Raw genomic sequence first — 19,131 nt, 5'->3', positions numbered from 1 at the left:
CGCCCGTCCAGCACTTAGTACCACTGGCCGATTTTTCGATTCTGCATATTGAAAATGGAACTTCCGCGATATTCAATCCCATCATGCATGTGCTTCATTACGACGCCACATCCGCCTATTTTGCACTTTTTGGTCCCCGGAAGTTTAATTGCCAATCCGGCCTGAAGTCCGTACACGTTTTGTTCAATGTTCTGAAATCCAGAAAAATCCGACGCTGCATACGTAAACTCTCTGAACTCCGCTCCGCCTTTCACGAACAGTTTAGCATACTCAGAAAAATCATACTCTACCCTCATTGAGACTCCAAAATAAGGATCTTCAGAGACCGCCAAGCGGGGAACATAGGGAGTCGGGCCGCTGTCCAAGGCCGGGTCATAGGCATTTTTCAGCTTCATTTTTCCAAACTCTCCTTCCAAAATAAATCTCCACGGGTAATTTGCCCTAGCTCTCTGACGCAATTCAGATTGCATGTACAGGTTATTGGTGCTGTATTTTCGGTACCGCCACTTGAGAAAGCTCTGCCGACGCTTGGCGTCGTAAAGCACCAATCCGACGGTGCCATAAAATTTACTGATCTGATAGCTAGACCCTTCAAACTGAAACTCGTGATCGCTGCCTCTCATCGGTTCCAGGTTTCCCCATTCCATTCCGTATCCACCGCCAATCGTCAGGAGGTTAAACAAGTTGATCCGGACTCCTCCATTTACAAGCGGAACAGTCCATGCATTGCTTGATAGAGAAAGTGTGTCTTGGAGTGAATAGTCCGAGCTTTCGAAGTTTTGGTACTGGGAGATAGGGTAAAGTGACGGATTTGGAGAATAGAAGAGCGTGCTCATCTGGTGATAAGCTGCGCCGGTGGAAATCTCCAGAGCGAACATCTCAAGCCCGTTTCTGAAGACATTCCCAATACCCGATTCGCTTTTGGGATTCTTTGCCTTTTCGCTGATTCCAAAAATATCTTCATCCTGAGCCAAAGCGGGAAGTTGAAGTGAAAAAAATGCAAAAATCAGGAGGTAGAAATTTCTGTTGGTCATCATTTGCTAACGAAGATCTGAATCGGTTGGTGTGAAAATAAAAAAAGAAGCTTCCTTTTCGGAGAAGCTTCTTCAAATCTTTTGCCAAACAGCTAAATCATCGGATTATGCCTGGCCGTCGTCCTCTTTAACTTTCATCTCTTCGACCATCTGATCCAGTTTTTCCTTCATGGCCGGATCTTCTTTGATCGCTCCGTTCACCTTGTTGTAAGTGGAGACTCCCAACACCGCATCGTCCTTGATCAGCTCTGTTTTGTATTCGACCACAGACTCCTGCAGTGAATCCTGAAAGTCCTTGATGGCTTTATAGGCAGTTCTTTCTTCCTCGGTCAACTTGATCTCCGCTTCTTTGGCAGCGTCACCCCAGGCGGCTTTGATTTCGTTGTATCTCGCCCCTCCGTCGATGACTTCATTGTTGAGAATCATATTTTTCAATTCCTCGGTTTTCTTCTCTACATACTCCGAAGTCATTACTTCTACATTGGCGAATTTCTTTAGATCCTCATCCGTAACCGCCTCTTCCGCAGCAGTTTCTTGTGCAAACGCTGCCAAGCTCAGTCCTCCAAAAAGGACAACAAACATCCAAATCTTTTTCATACTTGTAATTGGTTTAATAATGGTTAATCGCACAATAAAAAGGTCATCGAGACCAAAACCAAGTAAAAAATGTCGTTTTAAGATATTTTATGATAAGCGGTTGATCAGAAAAATCCGCAAAATCACAAGCTTTTCAAGCTCGCAATTGTTGCTTTTGGATCAGAAGAACTGAACACAAAACTACCTGCAACCAAGACATCTGCACCAGCGGCGATCAGTTTTGGCGCATTTTCCAGATTGACTCCGCCGTCGATTTCGATCTTGGCGGAAGAACCCTTTTTCAAGATCAGCTCCTTCAGCCGTGCGACTTTTGAATACGTGTTTTCGATGAACTTTTGCCCACCAAATCCCGGATTCACCGACATCATACAAACCATGTCAATGTCCCCGATGATCTCTTCCAGCAGATGAACCGGCGTATGCGGATTAATCGCGACGCCCGCTTTGGCTCCCAAGCTATGGATCGCCTGCACTGTCCTGTGGAGATGAGTGCATGCCTCATAGTGAACCGAAAGGATCTCCGCTCCGGCTCTGCGAAATGCCTCGAGATATTGGTCCGGGTTCACGATCATCAAATGAACGTCCAGAGGTTTTTCCGCGTAGGTTTTTATCGCCTCGGTCACGGGAATCCCAAAAGAAATATTAGGCACAAACACACCATCCATGATATCTACGTGAATATAATCCGCGACAGAACCGTTAAGCATTTCCACTTCTCTTTGGAGATTGGCAAAATCAGCGGCAAGAATGGACGGAGCAATCAATGGGGGCATGGGCTTTTTTTTATTTCTACAAATCAAATGAAATTCTTCGCTGGCGCAAAACCTGCTATCGCTTCAGCAACTTGGTTTGCTTGATATAGGCTCCTTCGCGCATCTGAACGAGGTATAATCCGGGCTTGATTCCGTCTACTCTGACTTTGTACGGTGATGTTGCATTGGCTCTCGATAGCTCGGTCGTCATCAGAGATTTACCGGTCATGTCGATCAACTCAAACTCTGCGCTTGTTCCGGTGCCAAAGTGGATAGAGATTTCATCCTCGATAAGCGGATTGGGATAAACCTTCCAAGCAATGGCCTCTTCGTCTTCCACCGCCAGAATTTCTCCATACAGTGCATCGTAAAAGTTTGGAACTCCGTAGCCCAACAGGTTGTCGGGATCTTCGTATTGTGTGGCGCTTCGATACAGATTTTCCATCAGTTCAGCCTTCGTCCATTCTGGCCTTGCCTCCCAGAGTCCGGCTGCCAAAGCTGAAATTTGGGGTGCTGAAAATGAGGTCCCGCCAGACGAACCAACGGTTCCGTTGGCACGAATCAAGACGGGGCTGTCGCCAAATGCGCTAAGATCCGGCTTGAAACGCCCGTCCCCAGTAGGTCCCTGCGAGCTAAATGAGGATCTGTCACCGCTTGTCTTCACCGATCCGACCGAGATAATATTCTTGGCGTCCGCCGGTGCTACCAAGCTGGATTCGCCCCGAGCGCCATAATTCCCGACGCTGTTCACTACCAAGATTCCTTTGTTGGAAGCGATTGTAGCACCTTTGGTGATCACCGTGGTTTCGCCGTCCAAGTCGTCGATTGTATAATTCATGGCCGGATCATCGAAATCCCAATAGCCCAATGAGCTGCTGATGATGTCGACACCAAGACTGTCTGAGTACTCTGCACCACGCAGCCAGTTGAATTCCTCTACCCGATATTCCGTCTCGACCTCCTCGGTGATAACCAGGATAAAATCTGAATTATAGGCTCCTGAGACTAGCTTTGCGGGCTCATTTGCAGCGATCAGTGACAGCACGTTGGTACCATGCTGATTACCCATAAATACCTCTGTATTCCACGGCCTCACCACGTCACGCTGACCGATGATCTGACTGTTTGTGAACAAATGAGCAAAAGGCGAAGCAGTATTTGTACCCGGAAAACCGGCGTCGAATACCGCAATCGTCACCCCAGCGCCAGTGTAGCCTTCGGCGTGCATCCTGTCGATTCCGATCAACTGATTCTGAAAATCATAGGAGTTATCTGCTTTCGCAAGCTCGCGTGTGTTCAGTTTTGGCGCATTGCAGTTCGTCTCCAACGTCGTCGATGCATAGACTTTGTATTTCATCCTGGCACCCGGCTTGGGCAGAAAACCATTCGCGACCAATTCTACGCGGTCTACAAATGGCAGCGCCGCCATCGCCTCTGATCCAGCCTGATCAGTGACCAAAACGGCCGCATTCATCCATTTACTGGAATAGAGCAGATAGTCCGACAGGGCCGTCACCTGATCCAGATATTTGCCGGCAACCGGCAAATCAAGACTGTCCGCCTGAATTCCCTCGCGGCTTCTTCTGTCAAGGGCCTTTTGTGTCAAAAACTCCTGTGGTCGGGAAAGCGAAAGGCTCGACTGAGGCTTGTATTTGAAATAGACAGCATAGCGATCCTGCGCCCCTGCCGACAGCGCCAAAAACAAAAAAAATGACAAACTGATAAAAATCTTAATCCTCGCCATACTCTACCAATTTCAGATGCGTCTTGTAGCCTCCGTCGATCAACTCATCGCCCAAGCAATCATTTCGGGAACAATACGTTAGCACTTCGTCATATCTTTCCATTAATCCGACTCCCTTGCCGAACTGCTCGTATCGGATATCCCGAATGGTAATCTTATCGTCCAGATTTTCCTGAGCTACCCGTACCGCCTCCACAGTTTCAAATCCAGGCAGTTCGGATTGCCCCGAAAAATCGATTTCAAATTCATCGTCTCCTTCTGCCTGGTAATTTTTGCCGTTCCAAGAGCGTCCTTGCTCCGGAGGAAAAACCAGGGCTGAGAGCGGTTGATTGTAGAGAGTTCTTAATAAGGTCCGGTCCCGGTAGATCATGGTATATTCCAGTTCCAAATCCCAAGAAATTCTGTCCGTAGACTTAAATCTACCGATGACGAACGTCACTTCGTTTTCGGCATTCAGATAGGAGCTTCTGACTAGATCTCTGTAAAAATACTGGCTGGTTTCGGAGTCATTTTCGCCGTAATAGATCGTCTCATCGACTTCATAGATCCAAAAATTGCCGACCGAAAGGGGCTGATAGTCCTGCTCCAGATCAAGATCTGGAGATTCAAAGTTTTCCTCACATGCAGAACAAAGCAGTAAGAAAACGAACAAGAACGGGGTGAATCGCAGTTGCATGCCGAAAATATACCACTAAAAGTACAATCATTTTTCCGGTCAAAGGACTCGACGCGGAATTTTCCGGCAGTGCTTTTTACTTTTCTGGGAAAAATGGCCTGCTTACCTTAGCGGCCCAATTGAATGTATACCATGGCGCTTAAGACTTTTGTAAAATTAAACAGTATCACCAACCTCACTGACGCCAGATACGGTGCCGGCATGTATGTCAATCTGTTGGGATTTGATCTAAGCGGAAATACCGGCAACTCCATCACCCCGGATACTTTTAGAGAAATCACAGGTTGGGTCTCAGGAGTAGATTTTGTCGGTGAGTTCACCCACGGCTCAGGCCTCGATCTGCTTGAAGCGCTCAAGGCGTATCCTTCCATCACTTGGATCGAATACGATGATTTTGAAGGATTGAGAGCGCTTATTGGCTCTGACTATTCCCTGATTTACAAAGTTCGGCTTGATGATCTCGCCGATCTGGAGCAGGAAATAGTCGCGCTTCTGAATGAATTTGAGATCGTAGTCCACGTCGTTTCCGAAGATAATGACTTGCCAGAAAGCGGCCTAGCTGCCGTGAAATACCTGGCCAAACACACCAAAGTTCTCCTCGGCACGGGAATCACAGCCGAAAACATTCTCGGTTTGGTGGACGATGCAGGGATTTTCGGGATATCGCTGACTGGTGGTGAGGAAATAAAACCCGGTCTGAAGGACTTGAACGAACTGGCGGATATTCTCGAGAAACTTGAAACCGAGGAATAAAACAAAAATCCGACTCTTTGGAGTCGGGTTTTGTTTTTCAGGCGTCCCAAAGATCAGACAGCTTATATGGACTCTGGGGACCGGTGAAGATACTTCCGTCAGCAAATCGATGGGAGATCCCAATCGATACCAATGCCTCCAAATCCTGGTCATCCAAACTCACTTCGGTTGATTTGAAGTTCTCGATGATGCGGCTTTGATCCACTGATTTCGGCACGACGGCAATTTCTCTGGAAATCGACCAGGCAATTAAAACCTGACCAGCCGTGGCTCCATGCTTCTTCGCAATATCTAGGACGATCGGATTGTCGAGAAGTTTGGGGTCATTTTTGTGCCGCTCCGCTCTGGAATCCGGCGATCCCAAAGGAGAGAAAGCCGTCAAAAGGATTCCATTTTCACGGCAAAAATTCACCAAACCCTCCTGTGGCAGAAATGGCTGCAATTCGACTTGGTTCATCTCCGGCTTCTCACCCGGTAGAGCTAAAAGCTCCTTCAGCTTCGATTGGTTGAAATTGGATACGCCGATGTGTTTGGCGGCACCAGATGCTTTTTGCTCCTGCATGGCTGTCCAGGTTTGGCTCAAAGGCACATCCTGATAGGTATAAAACTCCTCCCGGTGTGTCGCAAGACCAATTCCGGGCTTAAACGCCACCGGCCAATGTATCAGATACAAATCCAGGTAATCCAGACGGAGATCATTAAGGGATTTCTCCAAAGCGGGTTTTACATCTTCGTGTCGATGACTGTTGTTCCAGAGTTTTGAGGTTACAAAGAGATCGTTCCGTTTCACCAGACCATCGGCCAGCGCATCAGCGATCCCCTGCCCGACTTCCCGTTCATTTTGATAGACTGCCGCGCAGTCAAGATGCCGATAGCCAGCTTCGATTGCCCAATAGACCGCTTGCCGTACCTCCCCGGGTTTGCTTTTCCAGGTTCCCAATCCCAAGATGGGCAGCTTGTCTCCGTTTCTAAATTCCAGATTTTTCATTTCGGTATTTGGTTGATATTTCTTTAAAAAGTCGGTTTTGATTTCCTCTTAAAATGAACACGAACTTTATAAATCTACTTCTTTTCGATGTAATAACTGAATCAATAAACTATCCAGATTTCCAATAAAGGCCAGGTATCTCCATATACGAAACAAGATGCCCTCGGGACGTCTTTGCGAACAGTGAACTGAGCGCAATGCCTGATCCCCTAAGCTAAAGCGAGGTTTCCTTTTCTGCGAAACTTTTTTAGTTAAAACGCTAAGCAAAGCCATTGGAGGCGACTTTGTACAGGACATAAAAAAAGGTTGGGCGGAATCAACTAAGCCCGCCCAACCTTCAAATCTCTCTTGACATCGCCTACTTGAGAGCAAATTCCCTCGCTTTGATGTTCGTATAATACTTGGTAATCATATTGGGAACCTCCCAGGCAGGCATCTTTCCGTCTTGGTAATATTCCAAAAACTTCTCGGTCACCTGCGCAAAATGCGCCTCGTGACCATTATGATAAGAATCCGGAACGATCACCTGATACTCTCCAGACGGCATTTTCATCAAGTCAATCCCCGGATACTTGGCCTGAAGGGTTTCCTTGACGGCCTTCTCCAGCTGAGCCACCTCCGCCCCGATCAACTCCACGTACAGAGCCGCGCGGTAGTTTTCATCCTTTCCCTGACGGATGATGAGATTGGCTTTGGTGCCGCGCATCATGCTGTAGTGCGTATCCGCGCTTCCTTCAGGCGCTTGGAAGTTCCATATTACGCTTGCCTTGGCGTGTTTGCCTTTCAGCGTGTAGTTCATTTCTCCATTAGAAAAGACGTCCAGCTTTCCATCCTTTATGTCTTTTTGGAGAAAGTCAGGAATCTCAGTTTTCCCAGTGACTTTCTGAAATTCCTCCAAAGTCAGGCTCGTAGCCCATCTCTTCGCAGAGAGCATCTGCACGTCGGTCGTATCCAATGTCACCTCCGGAAATGCCTCCCACTGGATCAAATCGACCAAGTGCGTGGTCACGTCCACAATTCCTTCACCCTCGATACTCACATCAAAAAACCAATCAGGTCTGATCAATGGAGCTCCGGACACATACTTGAAGAAATGGTGTACAGACTCCTTGGTGATCGCAGGATTCTCCGGAGTCCCGACCTCAAGTTCTCCGAACACCTCAGGAATCATGGACAGCTCGCGCTGTAGCAGCGTCGTGATCTCAAAGCGCTCCGTCATGATGTCGAAAAGCCGGAGATTCTTTTCCTCCGCCAACTGAAAGGCCTTCACAAGTTTTTTGAACCCTTCCTGATTGATCACCAAGGGCTTGTCTGCATAGACATGGATGCCGTTTTCGATGGCTGCCAAGATGTAGTCGATCTTTCGGTCATTCTTTCCGGCGACCATCATGACGTTGCCGGGCTTTTGAGAGATCATCTTTTGCAGGTAATCCGTCCCCGTGTACACTTCCAGATTCCAAGCAGTTGGATTCTCCGAACGCTCATTGTATCCCGCGATCCGGTTGAGGTGATCCTTCAATTCGAGGCCCTCGGGAGCAAAAATATACACCGTCGAATCTACCGTGGGATACATGGATTTGTGGATCAAACCGGCGTGAAAATGTCCGGGATCCAAGGTCATGATCTTCACTTTTGAATCAGATTCAGGGCCTTCGGTTTTCATTTCTGGACTGGAGCAGGAAACTGAAAAAAGGGCCAATGCGGCCCCCATTTTGATTTTATTGGAAAACATATTTCAATTTTAAGATCTTTATAACGTAAGCAACGACCGAATCGTGGGCAGATATACCCTTAAACTTTTACATAGTCAGTACCCCAAGGTCTACGCTGCGGACGACTCAGGTGAGAATTGGCTTCATTGTCATTGACAAACTCCTCTTTCGCGGCATCCCACTCCAGCCTTCTGCCCATCTTCATGGCGATATGGCTGACCAAGCAGACCGAGCAAGCTCTGTGTCCAATCTCCACCGGGGACAATAGCTCATTGTTGCCCTGGATTGCACCCAGCCAGTTGCCGTGATGCTCAGTGCTGCGGATCAGTTGGATTTCGTCTGGTCCTATCACTGATTGCAGGATCTTAGGATCAGAGGCGTCCAAAGCCTTCGCATTATTTCCTTTAGCCACCGGATCTGAGGAAGATGCCTGATAATTCCCTCTGGAAACCCAGATCCATCCTTCCGTTCCCTCGTAGCGAATGCCGTTTGGATAGCCGCCGGAGGTAAACATCTGTATTCCGTTGTCGTATTCCGCTTTGACCATGAAGTCGCCGTGAACATTCCAAAGTCCTGAACGGGGAAACTCAGCTACGGCTTCCACATATCTCGGGCCTGTCAGCTCTGTATCCATACCCCAGGCAGCGGAATCGAAGTGATGTTGTCCCCATCCGGTGATCATTCCCGCGCCGTAATTCTCCAATCGCAGCCATCCCGGACGGCTGTAGTCATTCTGCGGGTGGACGCCGATCTCAGTATAGGGAACTTCGGGCGTGGAGCCGAGCCACATGTCAAAGTTCAGGTTGGAAGGCACGGGCATCGTAGGCGCATCCGGCCCGGATGGGTCACCGGGGAGGCCGATCTTCACGGTGTGAAGCTTACCGATCCGCCCGTTTCTTACCAATTCCGCGGCGACTCTGAATTGCTCGCTGGATCGCTGCTGAGTTCCAAGCTGAAGTACGACACCCGTCTTTTTGACGACGTCAACCAGTTGACGGCCTTCTTTGATTGTCAAAGAAGTCGGCTTTTGGACGTAGATATGCTTCCCTGCCAGCGCCGCCTCCATGGCAGGCTGCGAGTGCCAATGGTCCGGAGTAGAAATGACAACCGCGTCAATATCCTTATTCAGGAGCATCTCCCGGTAGTCTCCATATTCCTTAATGTCTACATAAGGAGTCCCATTTCTCTTGGTATAATAAGCTTCAATATATTTTTTTCCATCAGTCATGCGCTTGCTGTCCACATCCGACACGGCTACGAACTGAGCCATCTCATGCTGCCAAGTTCCAGGCATGTCGTGTTCGCGGGCAATCCGGCCACATCCGATCTGGCCGATGTTGATACGATTGCTTGGGGCATTTTTACCAAAAACTGAGGCAGGTACAATCGTCGGAAAGCCAAAGGCTGCTGTAGCCAAGGCCGTCGTTTTCATAAAATCTCTTCTTTGCATAGCTTTTAAATCAGGGTAATTTAAATTCAATCATTTCACAAATGCCTTCCAGTAAGCTTCGGCTTCCTCAGCCGACAGTTCTCCATCGAACACAATCATCCGGTACTTCAATGAATAGCGCTGGTTAGGCTGGATTTCCCAGGATTCATGTCTGATCGGGCAAAATTCGATGAAGACATTGCCCTCGCCTTTATATTGACCCAACGGCCATACGCGCAAAGGCTCGGGATGGGACTTATTTGTATTGTGGCTCAGAAACAGAATACCGCTCTGTCCAGATGCATCGGCGGTTTTGCCTTTCACGATTATCCATTTGGCATTAGATCCGTCGGCATCTTTTCGGGTTTTTCCCTCCGAAGTCAAGATGGTACTGTTGTCATCTCCCCAAAGTTCGGTGGCCCGGAAACCAATTCCCCCACCATACCGGTAGTCATCCAGCAGGATTCCTCCTGGGATTTTTGTTTCAATCGTGGTGGTGTAGTCCACCATATATCTGCCCTTGTCGGCTGGTTTCACTTTGATCCGGAGATCCTCTTCGATCGCCAGCTTCTCGTTTTCGGGGGCCTTCAGATCGAGGTGGTTTTGCCGGACATTCAGCTCCGCTGCACCGCCGGCAACTTTTTTGGAAAGCACCTTGGCGAAGTCCACTCGGCCTTTTTCATCTCCAAGATTCCAAAAATCAACCTCTCTCCCGCTGGTTGTCGCGCGCGTCCACGGGCCCCAGATCCCATAGTGATGGTAATGGTCCGTCGGCTGGATTCTGCTGAGCACCTGACCGCTTGGAGAGGTAATTGGATGGATAAAGCCCGATTTGCTGAAGGCCTCTTTCACTCCTTGCGGCACCGGCTCTTTGGCAGTCTGATAGGTCAGTACGCGCTGATTGTCAATCAAAAAATCAATTCCGGTTGAAGTTTCTTTCAAGTCAACTTTTTGCGAAAACGATATCGTGGAAAAGCCCGAAAAAAGGAGGGCTATAAGTAATATTCTTTTGAAAGGCATAGAAAATTAAGGTTATTGGGCTTGAGATTCCAATTTATCAAAATCTCAAAGAACACTTTAACCTTGTTATACTAATCCTTATGAAGCGTCTTTATTTCTACGCAATCGTTTTCTTTTTGACCCTGAATTTCGCCTGTGGGCAAAGCCTTCCCGAAGTCACCCTTGATCAAGCCTGGAAAGATAAAATCAAAAGCCTCGCGCCTGAAAAGCCAACCTTTCCTGCCAAAAAGAAGAATGTCCTGATTTTCTCGCTGCACACCGGTTTCAACCACTGGGTGATCCCGCATACCGAAGAGATGCTGAAGATCGTGAGCGAGAAAAGTGGCGCTTTCACCGCAGTCGGTAGCAAGGACATCACCGAGTTTGAGTCCGAAAATCTGAAAAAATATGATGCGGTAATCCTCAACAACACCTGCTCAATCGGAGATCACCGAAATCTGTTTTGGGATAAATTAAAATCAAATGCCGGAGCAAACTACGATTCGGCGGCATTGATGAAGAAAGCTCATGAACTGGAAGCCAACCTACTCAGCTATGTGGAAAAAGGCGGGGGACTGCTGGTCGTTCACGGCGGAGTGACTACGCTCAACAATTCGATGGCGTTCAGCGAACTGCTGGGAGCAAGCTTTGACTACCATCCGGTGCAGCAGGCGATTCAGGTGAGAATTGAGGATCCGAAACATCCGCTGGTACAGGCTTTTCCGGCCGAAGGATTCAATCACATCGATGAGCCCTATTTCTACAAGAATGCTTATGCGGAGCTCGATTTCAAACCGCTGCTATATTTCAACAACTCAGAAATACAAAAACAGCGGAAAGGACAGGAACTGACTGAGGGCAAAACCTACGTGGCGTGGATCAGAGCGGAAGGCAAGGGAAAAGTCATGTACATCTCCCCCTCTCACAACGCGCAAAGTTTCGAAAATCCTGACTTGCTGCAGTTCTATCTCGATGGGATGCAGTATGTGGCCGGCGATGTCAAGTGCGACGAAACGCCTTTGAAAAAGTAAAGATGTCGGGTGTCAAATCTGGAATTTGAAAAAATGGCGCTGAAGTTATTCTTCAGCGCCATTTTTTGCATTAATGAGTCGGCATATAACTATGCACGATCGCCTCTGCGGCAATTCTACCCGAAGTCATCGCTGCGTTGATGGACCCGTTCAAAAGGTAGTCTCCCGCCAGATAGACGTGATCCGTAATCTTGCACTCCGTGACTGGAATGCTGTATTTCGGATCTTCCAAAAACGGCAACGCATGCGGAATGTGATAGGCCTTGACAAACTGAAAGTATTCGGCGTTTACGCCTGAGAATTCCTCGAGTTCTAACTTCACCGCCTCGACCAGCGCCATTTCCTCCAAATCCGACTCTAAAACAGTCACGGATAGCAGCGTGCGTCCATTTGTAGAATAGGATTTGGCTACATCATCCATAAATACGAAATTATTTATCAGGCGATCTCCGGTCAGCAAGCCAATCATCGGCTTTCCGATAAAGGACTTTTGCAGTGAAAAGTATAGATTAATCACCTGCTGTGGAGACGAAAACTGTCCCTGAAGTTGCTTCATCACCCGGTCGGGTTGTGTGGCAATGACAATTCGATCTGCTTCGATGATGTCTCCATTTTCCAGATGGATCGATTTACCTTCCACTTGCTTTACCGGAGTATTGAAGTAGATCTGCGTGTTGCTGAGCTGACGTCTGATCATCGCTGGGATCTCTCTCATCCCTTTTTCTGGAATCGCCGCATGACCTAGGGCAAACATCTTGAACACAAACTCAAACATTCGCGACGAGGTGTTGAGGTGTTTTTCGAGAAAAATCCCTCGGAAAAACGGCTTGAAAAAATTGTCTATTATCCGATCCGAAAAGCCATAATTTTTAAGGTACTGATGCGTCGGCAAGGAAGGTTCATCGAAGATTTCAGAGTTGGCTTTCTTCTTCAGTTCTTTGGTCAGGGAAAACATTTTCACCTTATCAAGCAAGGTTCCGACCGTAGAAAATGCCATTCCAATGATCTTGAGGGGATTTCTGATCGGATCTGTGATGATATAAAATTCTTTCCCTTCAAAAATCACAGCGCCGGGACTAAATCGTTTCAGATGAAGTGCGGGTAAGTCAAGATATTTTGCGAGCTCCGGATAGGCCGTATTCAGCACTTGGAAACCGTGATCAAGCAAAAATCCATCAACTTCGTCGGTCTTTATCCTTCCTCCAATCTCTGCGGAAGCCTCTAGGATTACAGGCGAAAAACCGGATTTTTCCAGCTCCAAGGCAGCCACCAGCCCCGACAGCCCCGCTCCTATGATATAGATTTTTTCTTGCATCGCTTAGGTTCTCCTTTAATTTCAATTTGATTAAAGTTTTCCAGATAACACAGAATGAGCCGTTCTGTTTTCCAAAAGTGATCTGCAGTAAAGATTTGATCAACGGCGTGGTTCAGCGCTCTAAAATCCCTAAAATAGCGGGAAATCCCACCCGATGAAAAAGCGCTCCAACCTACTCCTTGTCTGTTTATTCTTCACCTTTTCGCTTGGGGCGCAAACCTATTTTCCCGAAAAGAACAACTGGCTCACCAAAAAGCCCAGCGAACTCGGGCTCAATGAAGCCAAGATCAGCGAAGCCATTTCCTTTGCCATCGAACACGAAAGCGAGCAAAATCCCAATCTGAAGATCGCCCACTACGAAAGCGCTTTTGGACGAGAACCTTTTGGATATCCGGTCGGACCGATGAAGACACGCGGGTCTGCCGCGGGATTGATTATCTACAAGGGATATGTAGTCGGTCAATGGGGTGATCCAGCCCGGGTGGATTTAACTTTTAGCGTGGCAAAAAGCTTCCTTTCCACCACCGCTGGACTCGCAGTAGCCGAGGGTTTGATCAAGGACGAGATGGACTTGGTTTATCCCTATATGGCTCCAATTTATCCTTTTGACCCGGTAAGAACTGCGATGAACAAGGCCGATCACTTGTACGAGGATGATGTATTTGAGCTGTTTGATACGGACCACAACCGCAAAATCCGCTGGGATGATCTCCTTCGACAGACCTCCGACTGGGAAGGGAGTCTCTGGGGCAAGCCCGACTGGGCCGACCGACCAAGTGGAGAAGCGGCGCAATGGAGAACCCGCCCGCGCAACGCTCCGGGAACCGTCTATGAGTACAATGACACACGTGTAAATGTCCTGGCTTTGGCGCTGATGAACGTTTGGAGGAAGCCGCTTCCAACGGTTTTGAAAGAGAAAATTATGGATCCCATCGGCGCCAGCGATACTTGGAGATGGACTGGCTACGAAAATTCTCTTGTCGTCCTCGACGGCCAAATCATGCAATCCATCAGTGGCGGCTCTCACTGGGGAGGCGGAATGATGCTTTCTGCCTGGGATCAGGCCCGATTTGGATATTTGACTTTGAGAAATGGAAACTGGAACGGCAAACAACTCATCGACTCCTCCTGGATCGAAAAATCCCGCACGCCAACACCTGCCCAGCCCGGCTACGGCATGATGAACTACTTCCTAAACAACGACCTGAAAGAAGCGCCTGCCGCTCCAAAAAGTGCTTTTATGCACATCGGTGCCGGGACTAACATGATCTATGTAGATCAGGAAAATGACCTCGTTATCGTCGCCCGCTGGATTCCAAATGGCGATAAAGCCGAACTCGTCCGACTGGTCCTGGAAAGTCTGAAAAAGTGACCCAGGGGTTAGACAGATGGCATCTTCATCTCGACTAAGCAGGGAGCTGGAGGACGACTCGGTACGCCTGAATCGAACCCGCCATAAATCCCTCGGCGCTTCCCCATAGATACAGCTGAAAGGTTCGGTGAAGGGCTTTTCCCCACTTTTCTTCGATCACTTCCCGATGGGAATCCAGGCGCTTGGCCCACTCCTTACAAGTCAGGTAATAGTTGTGGGTATCATCCCAAACTCCCCGCAGCAAAAACGACGTCTTTGCGACCTCGGTCAGGTAGTCATGCAGCACCATTAAATGGCCATTTCCTTCAAATACGTACTTATTCATAAAATTCCCGTGGGAATTCCGAACCCGATCGGCACTTGCGTCTAAGTAAAGATGTCCTCCCGGTTTGAGCAGTTTCTGGTATTGCTGGAGGGAAGCCTTGTAGTCCGGAAGGTGCTCCGTCACCCCGCAGTTGACTATTGCATCAAACTGGATTCCGGGATTGTACTGAAGAAAATGCTCCAACACCACCTCACAGGGCAGATTTTGAGCATCAATGATCGCCTGAACGAAGTTTTGCGAACGCTCGGAAATCGTCAGCGAAGTGACCCGGATTCCCCGCTGCCCGGCAAACTCCACAAAGGAGCCCCACCCCGAGCCGATTTCGAGGATCCGGTCTCCCGGCTTGGCTTTCACCGCATCCAGAGCGAACTGAAATTTTCTGGTTTCGGCGTCTTCAAGCGGTTCGTCGTCGGATTCAAAAACCGCCTGCGAATACGCCCGGTGCTTTTTGTCCAGAAAAAGCTGAAAGAAATCTTCCGCCAAATCGTAATGTTGGGAGATCCACTTTCGGTCGCTTTTGACCTGCCCAAATAGAAATGGCTGGACAATTCGCCAGAGAAAGTTGAATCCTCTGCTGTCCGAGAAATAATCCCTCAGCGACAGCACCTGAAGAAAGTCCCCCTTCACGTCGACATCTCCCATCAAATAAGCTCTTGCGATCAACTCCTGATCCATGGTACTGATCGCGGCTATGGCCTGATCATTTCTAAGATGAAGAGAAAACCTCGGGATCTCGTGTCCAAAGACTTGTTCGTGGCCATCAGGATCGATCATTGAAAATGAAATTTTTCGAGTAGAACGGGGTATTGCTTCCAGTCGCTTATGCAGAAGGTCAGCAAGTCGCGTGAACTTGTTTGTCATGAAAGTATGATAAGGTGGAGTGGTGAAAGATGTACTGCAAAAAACTCTGAGTTCAGGCAAATAATTTATGGATTTTTAGAGTCTGTACAAACGCCAGGTATCCGTTAAATCCAAGAACCGATTTCACCTCGATCTTGCCTTAAAAAGCTTCTTTACATGCTGCCGTTTCTAAATTTTATTCAAAACGACGGCGAGAGACTTCTCCTCTTTAATGGATCCTTCGGGCGTTTGCCCAGTTGAACCTCCTCCTCGATCAAGGCCAAAACACGAAGCTGTAAGTCATCTTAAAAAAAAATCATTTTTTTAAGATGACTTGCATTTTTTTGAAAAACCCATTTATTTGCATTTCATAATACGTTTAGAGTCTTTCAAAATATATAAAATGCAGTTCAGTAATTTTAAGATCATCGAGTTTTTCACGTTAATAATCCTGCTCACAAGTTGCTCATTCGAAGACACTTCTCCAACCCCTCCCAAATCATGGCTTGACGGCAGGGGAACTGCCCGGGCAGATGGGGTATTTTTGGACTTCAAGGACATGCTGTATAAAAGCGCCACCGAGATCCACTCCTACGATGCCGAAATCAAAAACCAGCGGGTCGACGGAGCCTTTGTAGTCCATAATTTTGACAAAGATGGCGGCCCTGTTTCTGACGCAAAAGGTGAGGTAATTTGTATTGTATTCGAAGAGGACTGTAAGACGGCCAGAATCACCGGGGTGATAACCTCGGGATCAGATCCTACATTCATCGGCTTATATGCAATCTGGACAGTATTGGACAATGGGATGGGGCTCAATGAGACAACCGATATCCGCTATCCCATTGATCAAGCTACCGCTGACTATCACTGCAATGTGGGTGTACCTCTGGAATGGTACAATTTCGATTCTTATTTTTCTTCTGAGGGAAAGGTTCAGGTTAGATCCCTGGATTGTTTCTAACTAGCCAAACCTTTATTAGAAGTTCCGGCTCCAGGCGGAAAAACATAATCCAAGGTTGATAAAAACAAAACCCCGGTGGATTAGACCGGGGTTGGGGTGAGTTTAACAACTTTTCACTACTCCTTTTTACTTACCAATAGGGAAACTGGTATTCGACACAGAAGGAAGACTGTATTGAAAACAAAGAGTGTAGTCCACTGGAACTTCACTCTTATAACAACTTGTCAAAACCGCTTAAGCACCCGTTTCATATTAAAAACGTCCTTTTTAGCAATCTATTACCAAATAAGATTTTGAGAATTCAAAATACATTACTCGGCATGCATACAAATTTACGTAGATTAATCTGCGAGAGATGTTACTGCTTGATTTTCTTGACAAATGTCAAAGCAACGCTTTTGTTGATTGTTTGAGAACAATTGTCCCGAAAGATTCGCTCTTTTCACCAGAATACACAGCTTTCGAAACCAAGTACACGAAATGGTAAATAATGTGTCATTGCAACAAGAAAAACCCCGACAGCCGGTCGGGGTCTTTCTCATTTTCAGGATTTAGAATTAGTTTTTTATTTCAATCAATCCGCTGGAAACCGATCCAGATATGGTGCTTGCAGCGCCATTGTTGATTCTCAATGAGCCCGAAGAGGAGCTTTCACCGACAACTACTCTGCCGCTACCCGCCTCGAAGTCGTAGTTGAATCCGCTCAGATTGGAAAATGTCTGGATGGAAATCCGCCCTGATGAGCTGACCAACTTGGTTTTAGCCCCCAGTCCTATTCCTGAGCCGGAGATGTTGCCGGAGCTCACCTTGAGACTTTCGATCTCGGATACATTGGTCATTTCTATGTTTCCAGAACTCATTTCCACATTCAATTTTCCACTCAGGCTCTTAATCTGGACTTGGCCGCTGGCAGAACCAATATTCAGGTTCCCTTCCATCTGCTCGACCTCAACTTTGCCAGAAGACGCGTTCGCCTGAACATTGCCAATAAGGTTGTAGACGCCGAGAGATCCCGAACCAATCTCCAAACGAGCCGATGGGATTTTGGACATCAAGACTTGAATGTTTCCAGAACCAGCATTGACGTCAAGTGTCGGATATTCGACCCCAGAGATCACTGTATTACCTGATCCTGACTCTACTTCCAATTCGATATTCTTTGGACCAATGAGGTTTACTGTTGCCCGGTGATTGCCTCCGCCGAGCATTCCGTTTTTGTCCAGTTCGATGTCGAGTGTATTTCCATCTTGCTTGTATTCTATCTTGAAGTTGCCAGAGCGGGAGGATTCCAAAAGTCCATCGAGTTCCACCGTGGTCTGACCTACTCTTCCTTCATAATTAACCTCCATAAACTCCGCGTCAATTTCGATCTGTTGGATTCCGGAAAATTCCTCGTCGATGCTCTGCACGACTTCCAATTCCCCTTCGCAAGAGCTGAACGCCATCATTGATCCAAGCAGGAGTCCGAGGATTGTTGTTTTTTGATTCATGTTGCTAAATCTCATAGTTGGTATATTTTTATTATTGGTTTCTTTTTGATTTCCGGATCGGGTGAACGGCTTTATTCTAGGTAAGTTTCACTTTTCAAGCCAGTTAAACCTTTTCTTGCCTTAGGTCAATTGGCTATTCTCCAGTGCTTTTTCCCTAAATTTTCAATATGCCGTCTCTTCTCAGAAGCGTTTATTTCCTCTATTTTTACCTATGACAAGCGAAGGATCATCTACCCCTATCCCCTTTTGAAAAAATGATTGCAAAAACTCCAACGCCGCCTTATTACGCAGTGATCTTCTCAAGCTATCGCACCCAAGTCGATGAAGGATATAGAGAAATGGCGGATGAAATGGTCCGCTTAGCGGAGCTCCAGCCGGGTTATTTGGGACATGAAAGCGTTCGGGATGGCCTAGGAATTACTATTTCTTATTGGGAAAATTTGGAAGCCATCAAACAATGGAAAGCAAACACGGACCACCTGGTCGCACAAAAATACGGGCGTGAAAAATGGTACACGGCCTACAAAACGAGAATCGCGCTGGTCGAACGCGATTATGGATTTGAACTCTAAAATTAGGCCTTTCGCCGGTAGTGAAGCTGGGTAAGTCCCGTTTCAAATGCCTTTGTACTCAGCAATTCAAGTTGCTGTTCGGGTCGGCCGGTTTTGAAAAGTCTTGTCCCACTTCCAAGCAATACTGGAATAATTGAGATGATATATTCGTCGATCAAGTCATGCTTCAAAAGCTCGTTGATCAGTTCGGCACCGCCATCACAATAGATGTTTTTACCGGTTCCTGCTTTCAATCGCCGAACAAATTCGACAAGGTCTCCGGTGTAAAATTTGGTTCTCCCAACACTCGGCCTTTCCGTTCTGGTAATCACATACACGTCCCGATCCCCATTGTCATAGTGAGAGGTACCGATCTCACGCAGGACCCAATCGTAGGTTTTTCGGCCGAGAATGATCGTGTCTATCGTCGCGGTAAATTCCGCATAGCCGTAGTCCTCGCCTTCCTTTTCGACTAGTTTCAAAAAGCTCAAGTCGTCGTTTGGCTGCGCAATATATCCGTCCAAACTCGAGGCAATGTAGATGATCAGTTTTCGCATGG

At 47.5% G+C, this 19,131-nt stretch carries 18 protein-coding genes; 5 read left to right on the top strand and 13 right to left on the bottom strand.

Annotation, left to right across the window (positions count from 1 at the left end):
- Positions 1-14: 14 nt before the first annotated feature.
- From G459_RS0107300 to G459_RS0107280, 5 genes are all read right to left on the bottom strand, one after another.
- Positions 15-1,037, bottom strand: a complete 1,023-nt coding sequence (locus G459_RS0107300) for a hypothetical protein (protein WP_026967056.1) — start codon at positions 1,035-1,037, stop codon at positions 15-17.
- Between the two features lie 102 nt (positions 1,038-1,139).
- Complete coding sequence (locus G459_RS0107295; protein WP_035455389.1) at positions 1,140-1,631, bottom strand: hypothetical protein; 492 nt, start codon at positions 1,629-1,631, stop codon at positions 1,140-1,142.
- Positions 1,632-1,753: 122 nt separating this feature from the next.
- Positions 1,754-2,404: a ribulose-phosphate 3-epimerase gene (gene rpe, locus G459_RS0107290; RefSeq protein WP_026967054.1), complete on the bottom strand. Its 651-nt coding sequence runs from the start codon at positions 2,402-2,404 to the stop codon at positions 1,754-1,756.
- Positions 2,405-2,459: 55 nt separating this feature from the next.
- Positions 2,460-4,127 carry a S8 family serine peptidase gene (locus G459_RS0107285; protein WP_026967053.1) on the bottom strand — a complete coding sequence of 556 codons (1,668 nt, stop codon included), beginning with the start codon at positions 4,125-4,127 and terminating at the stop codon, positions 2,460-2,462.
- The gene (locus tag G459_RS0107280; protein WP_035455387.1) at positions 4,114-4,803 is read right to left on the bottom strand and encodes a hypothetical protein; all 690 of its coding nucleotides are present in this window, start codon (positions 4,801-4,803) and stop codon (positions 4,114-4,116) included. Before G459_RS0107280 ends, G459_RS0107285 begins: the two co-directional genes overlap by 14 nt.
- A gap of 132 nt (positions 4,804-4,935) precedes the next feature.
- On the opposite strand from G459_RS0107280, the gene trpF reads away from it, so the two are divergent.
- On the top strand, positions 4,936-5,556 hold the full coding sequence (gene trpF, locus G459_RS0107275) for a phosphoribosylanthranilate isomerase (protein ID WP_026967051.1): 621 nt from the start codon (positions 4,936-4,938) through the stop codon (positions 5,554-5,556).
- A 37-nt stretch (positions 5,557-5,593) separates the two neighbouring features.
- On the opposite strand, the gene G459_RS0107270 is transcribed toward trpF, so the two are convergent.
- From G459_RS0107270 to G459_RS0107255, 4 genes are all read right to left on the bottom strand, one after another.
- A complete protein-coding gene (locus G459_RS0107270; RefSeq protein WP_026967050.1) occupies positions 5,594-6,544 on the bottom strand; it encodes an aldo/keto reductase in 951 nt (316 codons plus the stop codon).
- A gap of 358 nt (positions 6,545-6,902) precedes the next feature.
- Positions 6,903-8,207 carry a putative oxidoreductase C-terminal domain-containing protein gene (locus G459_RS0107265; RefSeq protein WP_245588142.1) on the bottom strand — a complete coding sequence of 435 codons (1,305 nt, stop codon included), beginning with the start codon at positions 8,205-8,207 and terminating at the stop codon, positions 6,903-6,905.
- Between the two features lie 128 nt (positions 8,208-8,335).
- Entirely contained in the window at positions 8,336-9,706 is a 1,371-nt protein-coding gene (locus G459_RS0107260; RefSeq protein WP_026967048.1) for a Gfo/Idh/MocA family protein, read from the bottom strand.
- A 30-nt stretch (positions 9,707-9,736) separates the two neighbouring features.
- Positions 9,737-10,627 carry a DUF6807 domain-containing protein gene (locus tag G459_RS0107255; RefSeq protein ID WP_245588141.1) on the bottom strand — a complete coding sequence of 297 codons (891 nt, stop codon included), beginning with the start codon at positions 10,625-10,627 and terminating at the stop codon, positions 9,737-9,739.
- 158 nt (positions 10,628-10,785) lie between these two features.
- Between G459_RS0107255 and G459_RS0107250 the strand changes: the two genes are divergently transcribed.
- Positions 10,786-11,715 (top strand): ThuA domain-containing protein, encoded by a 930-nt coding sequence (locus tag G459_RS0107250; protein ID WP_026967046.1) that lies wholly within the window; start codon positions 10,786-10,788, stop codon positions 11,713-11,715.
- 70 nt (positions 11,716-11,785) lie between these two features.
- Here G459_RS0107250 and G459_RS0107245 read toward each other — a convergent pair whose 3' ends face one another.
- Positions 11,786-13,030, bottom strand: a complete 1,245-nt coding sequence (locus G459_RS0107245; protein ID WP_026967045.1) for an NAD(P)/FAD-dependent oxidoreductase — start codon at positions 13,028-13,030, stop codon at positions 11,786-11,788.
- A 154-nt stretch (positions 13,031-13,184) separates the two neighbouring features.
- Between G459_RS0107245 and G459_RS0107240 the strand changes: the two genes are divergently transcribed.
- Positions 13,185-14,402: a serine hydrolase domain-containing protein gene (locus G459_RS0107240; RefSeq protein WP_026967044.1), complete on the top strand. Its 1,218-nt coding sequence runs from the start codon at positions 13,185-13,187 to the stop codon at positions 14,400-14,402.
- Between the two features lie 34 nt (positions 14,403-14,436).
- On the opposite strand, the gene G459_RS0107235 is transcribed toward G459_RS0107240, so the two are convergent.
- Positions 14,437-15,501 (bottom strand): class I SAM-dependent methyltransferase, encoded by a 1,065-nt coding sequence (locus G459_RS0107235; RefSeq protein WP_051315116.1) that lies wholly within the window; start codon positions 15,499-15,501, stop codon positions 14,437-14,439.
- A gap of 469 nt (positions 15,502-15,970) precedes the next feature.
- On the opposite strand from G459_RS0107235, the gene G459_RS0107230 reads away from it, so the two are divergent.
- On the top strand, positions 15,971-16,531 hold the full coding sequence (locus tag G459_RS0107230) for a hypothetical protein (RefSeq protein ID WP_026967042.1): 561 nt from the start codon (positions 15,971-15,973) through the stop codon (positions 16,529-16,531).
- A gap of 557 nt (positions 16,532-17,088) precedes the next feature.
- Here G459_RS0107230 and G459_RS0107225 read toward each other — a convergent pair.
- Positions 17,089-18,036 carry a DUF4097 family beta strand repeat-containing protein gene (locus G459_RS0107225; RefSeq protein WP_084454413.1) on the bottom strand — a complete coding sequence of 316 codons (948 nt, stop codon included), beginning with the start codon at positions 18,034-18,036 and terminating at the stop codon, positions 17,089-17,091.
- Between the two features lie 239 nt (positions 18,037-18,275).
- On the opposite strand from G459_RS0107225, the gene G459_RS0107220 reads away from it, so the two are divergent.
- Positions 18,276-18,593 (top strand): antibiotic biosynthesis monooxygenase family protein, encoded by a 318-nt coding sequence (locus G459_RS0107220; protein WP_026967040.1) that lies wholly within the window; start codon positions 18,276-18,278, stop codon positions 18,591-18,593.
- Between the two features lie 2 nt (positions 18,594-18,595).
- Here G459_RS0107220 and G459_RS0107215 read toward each other — a convergent pair whose 3' ends face one another.
- A complete protein-coding gene (locus G459_RS0107215) occupies positions 18,596-19,129 on the bottom strand; it encodes a dihydrofolate reductase family protein (protein WP_026967039.1) in 534 nt (177 codons plus the stop codon).
- Between the last annotated feature and the right edge of the window lie 2 nt (positions 19,130-19,131).

This window comes from Algoriphagus terrigena DSM 22685, assembly GCF_000429445.1.
GTDB classification, from domain to species: Bacteria; Bacteroidota; Bacteroidia; order Cytophagales; family Cyclobacteriaceae; genus Algoriphagus; species Algoriphagus terrigena.
This window is presented reverse-complemented; position numbering and strand designations above follow the sequence as displayed.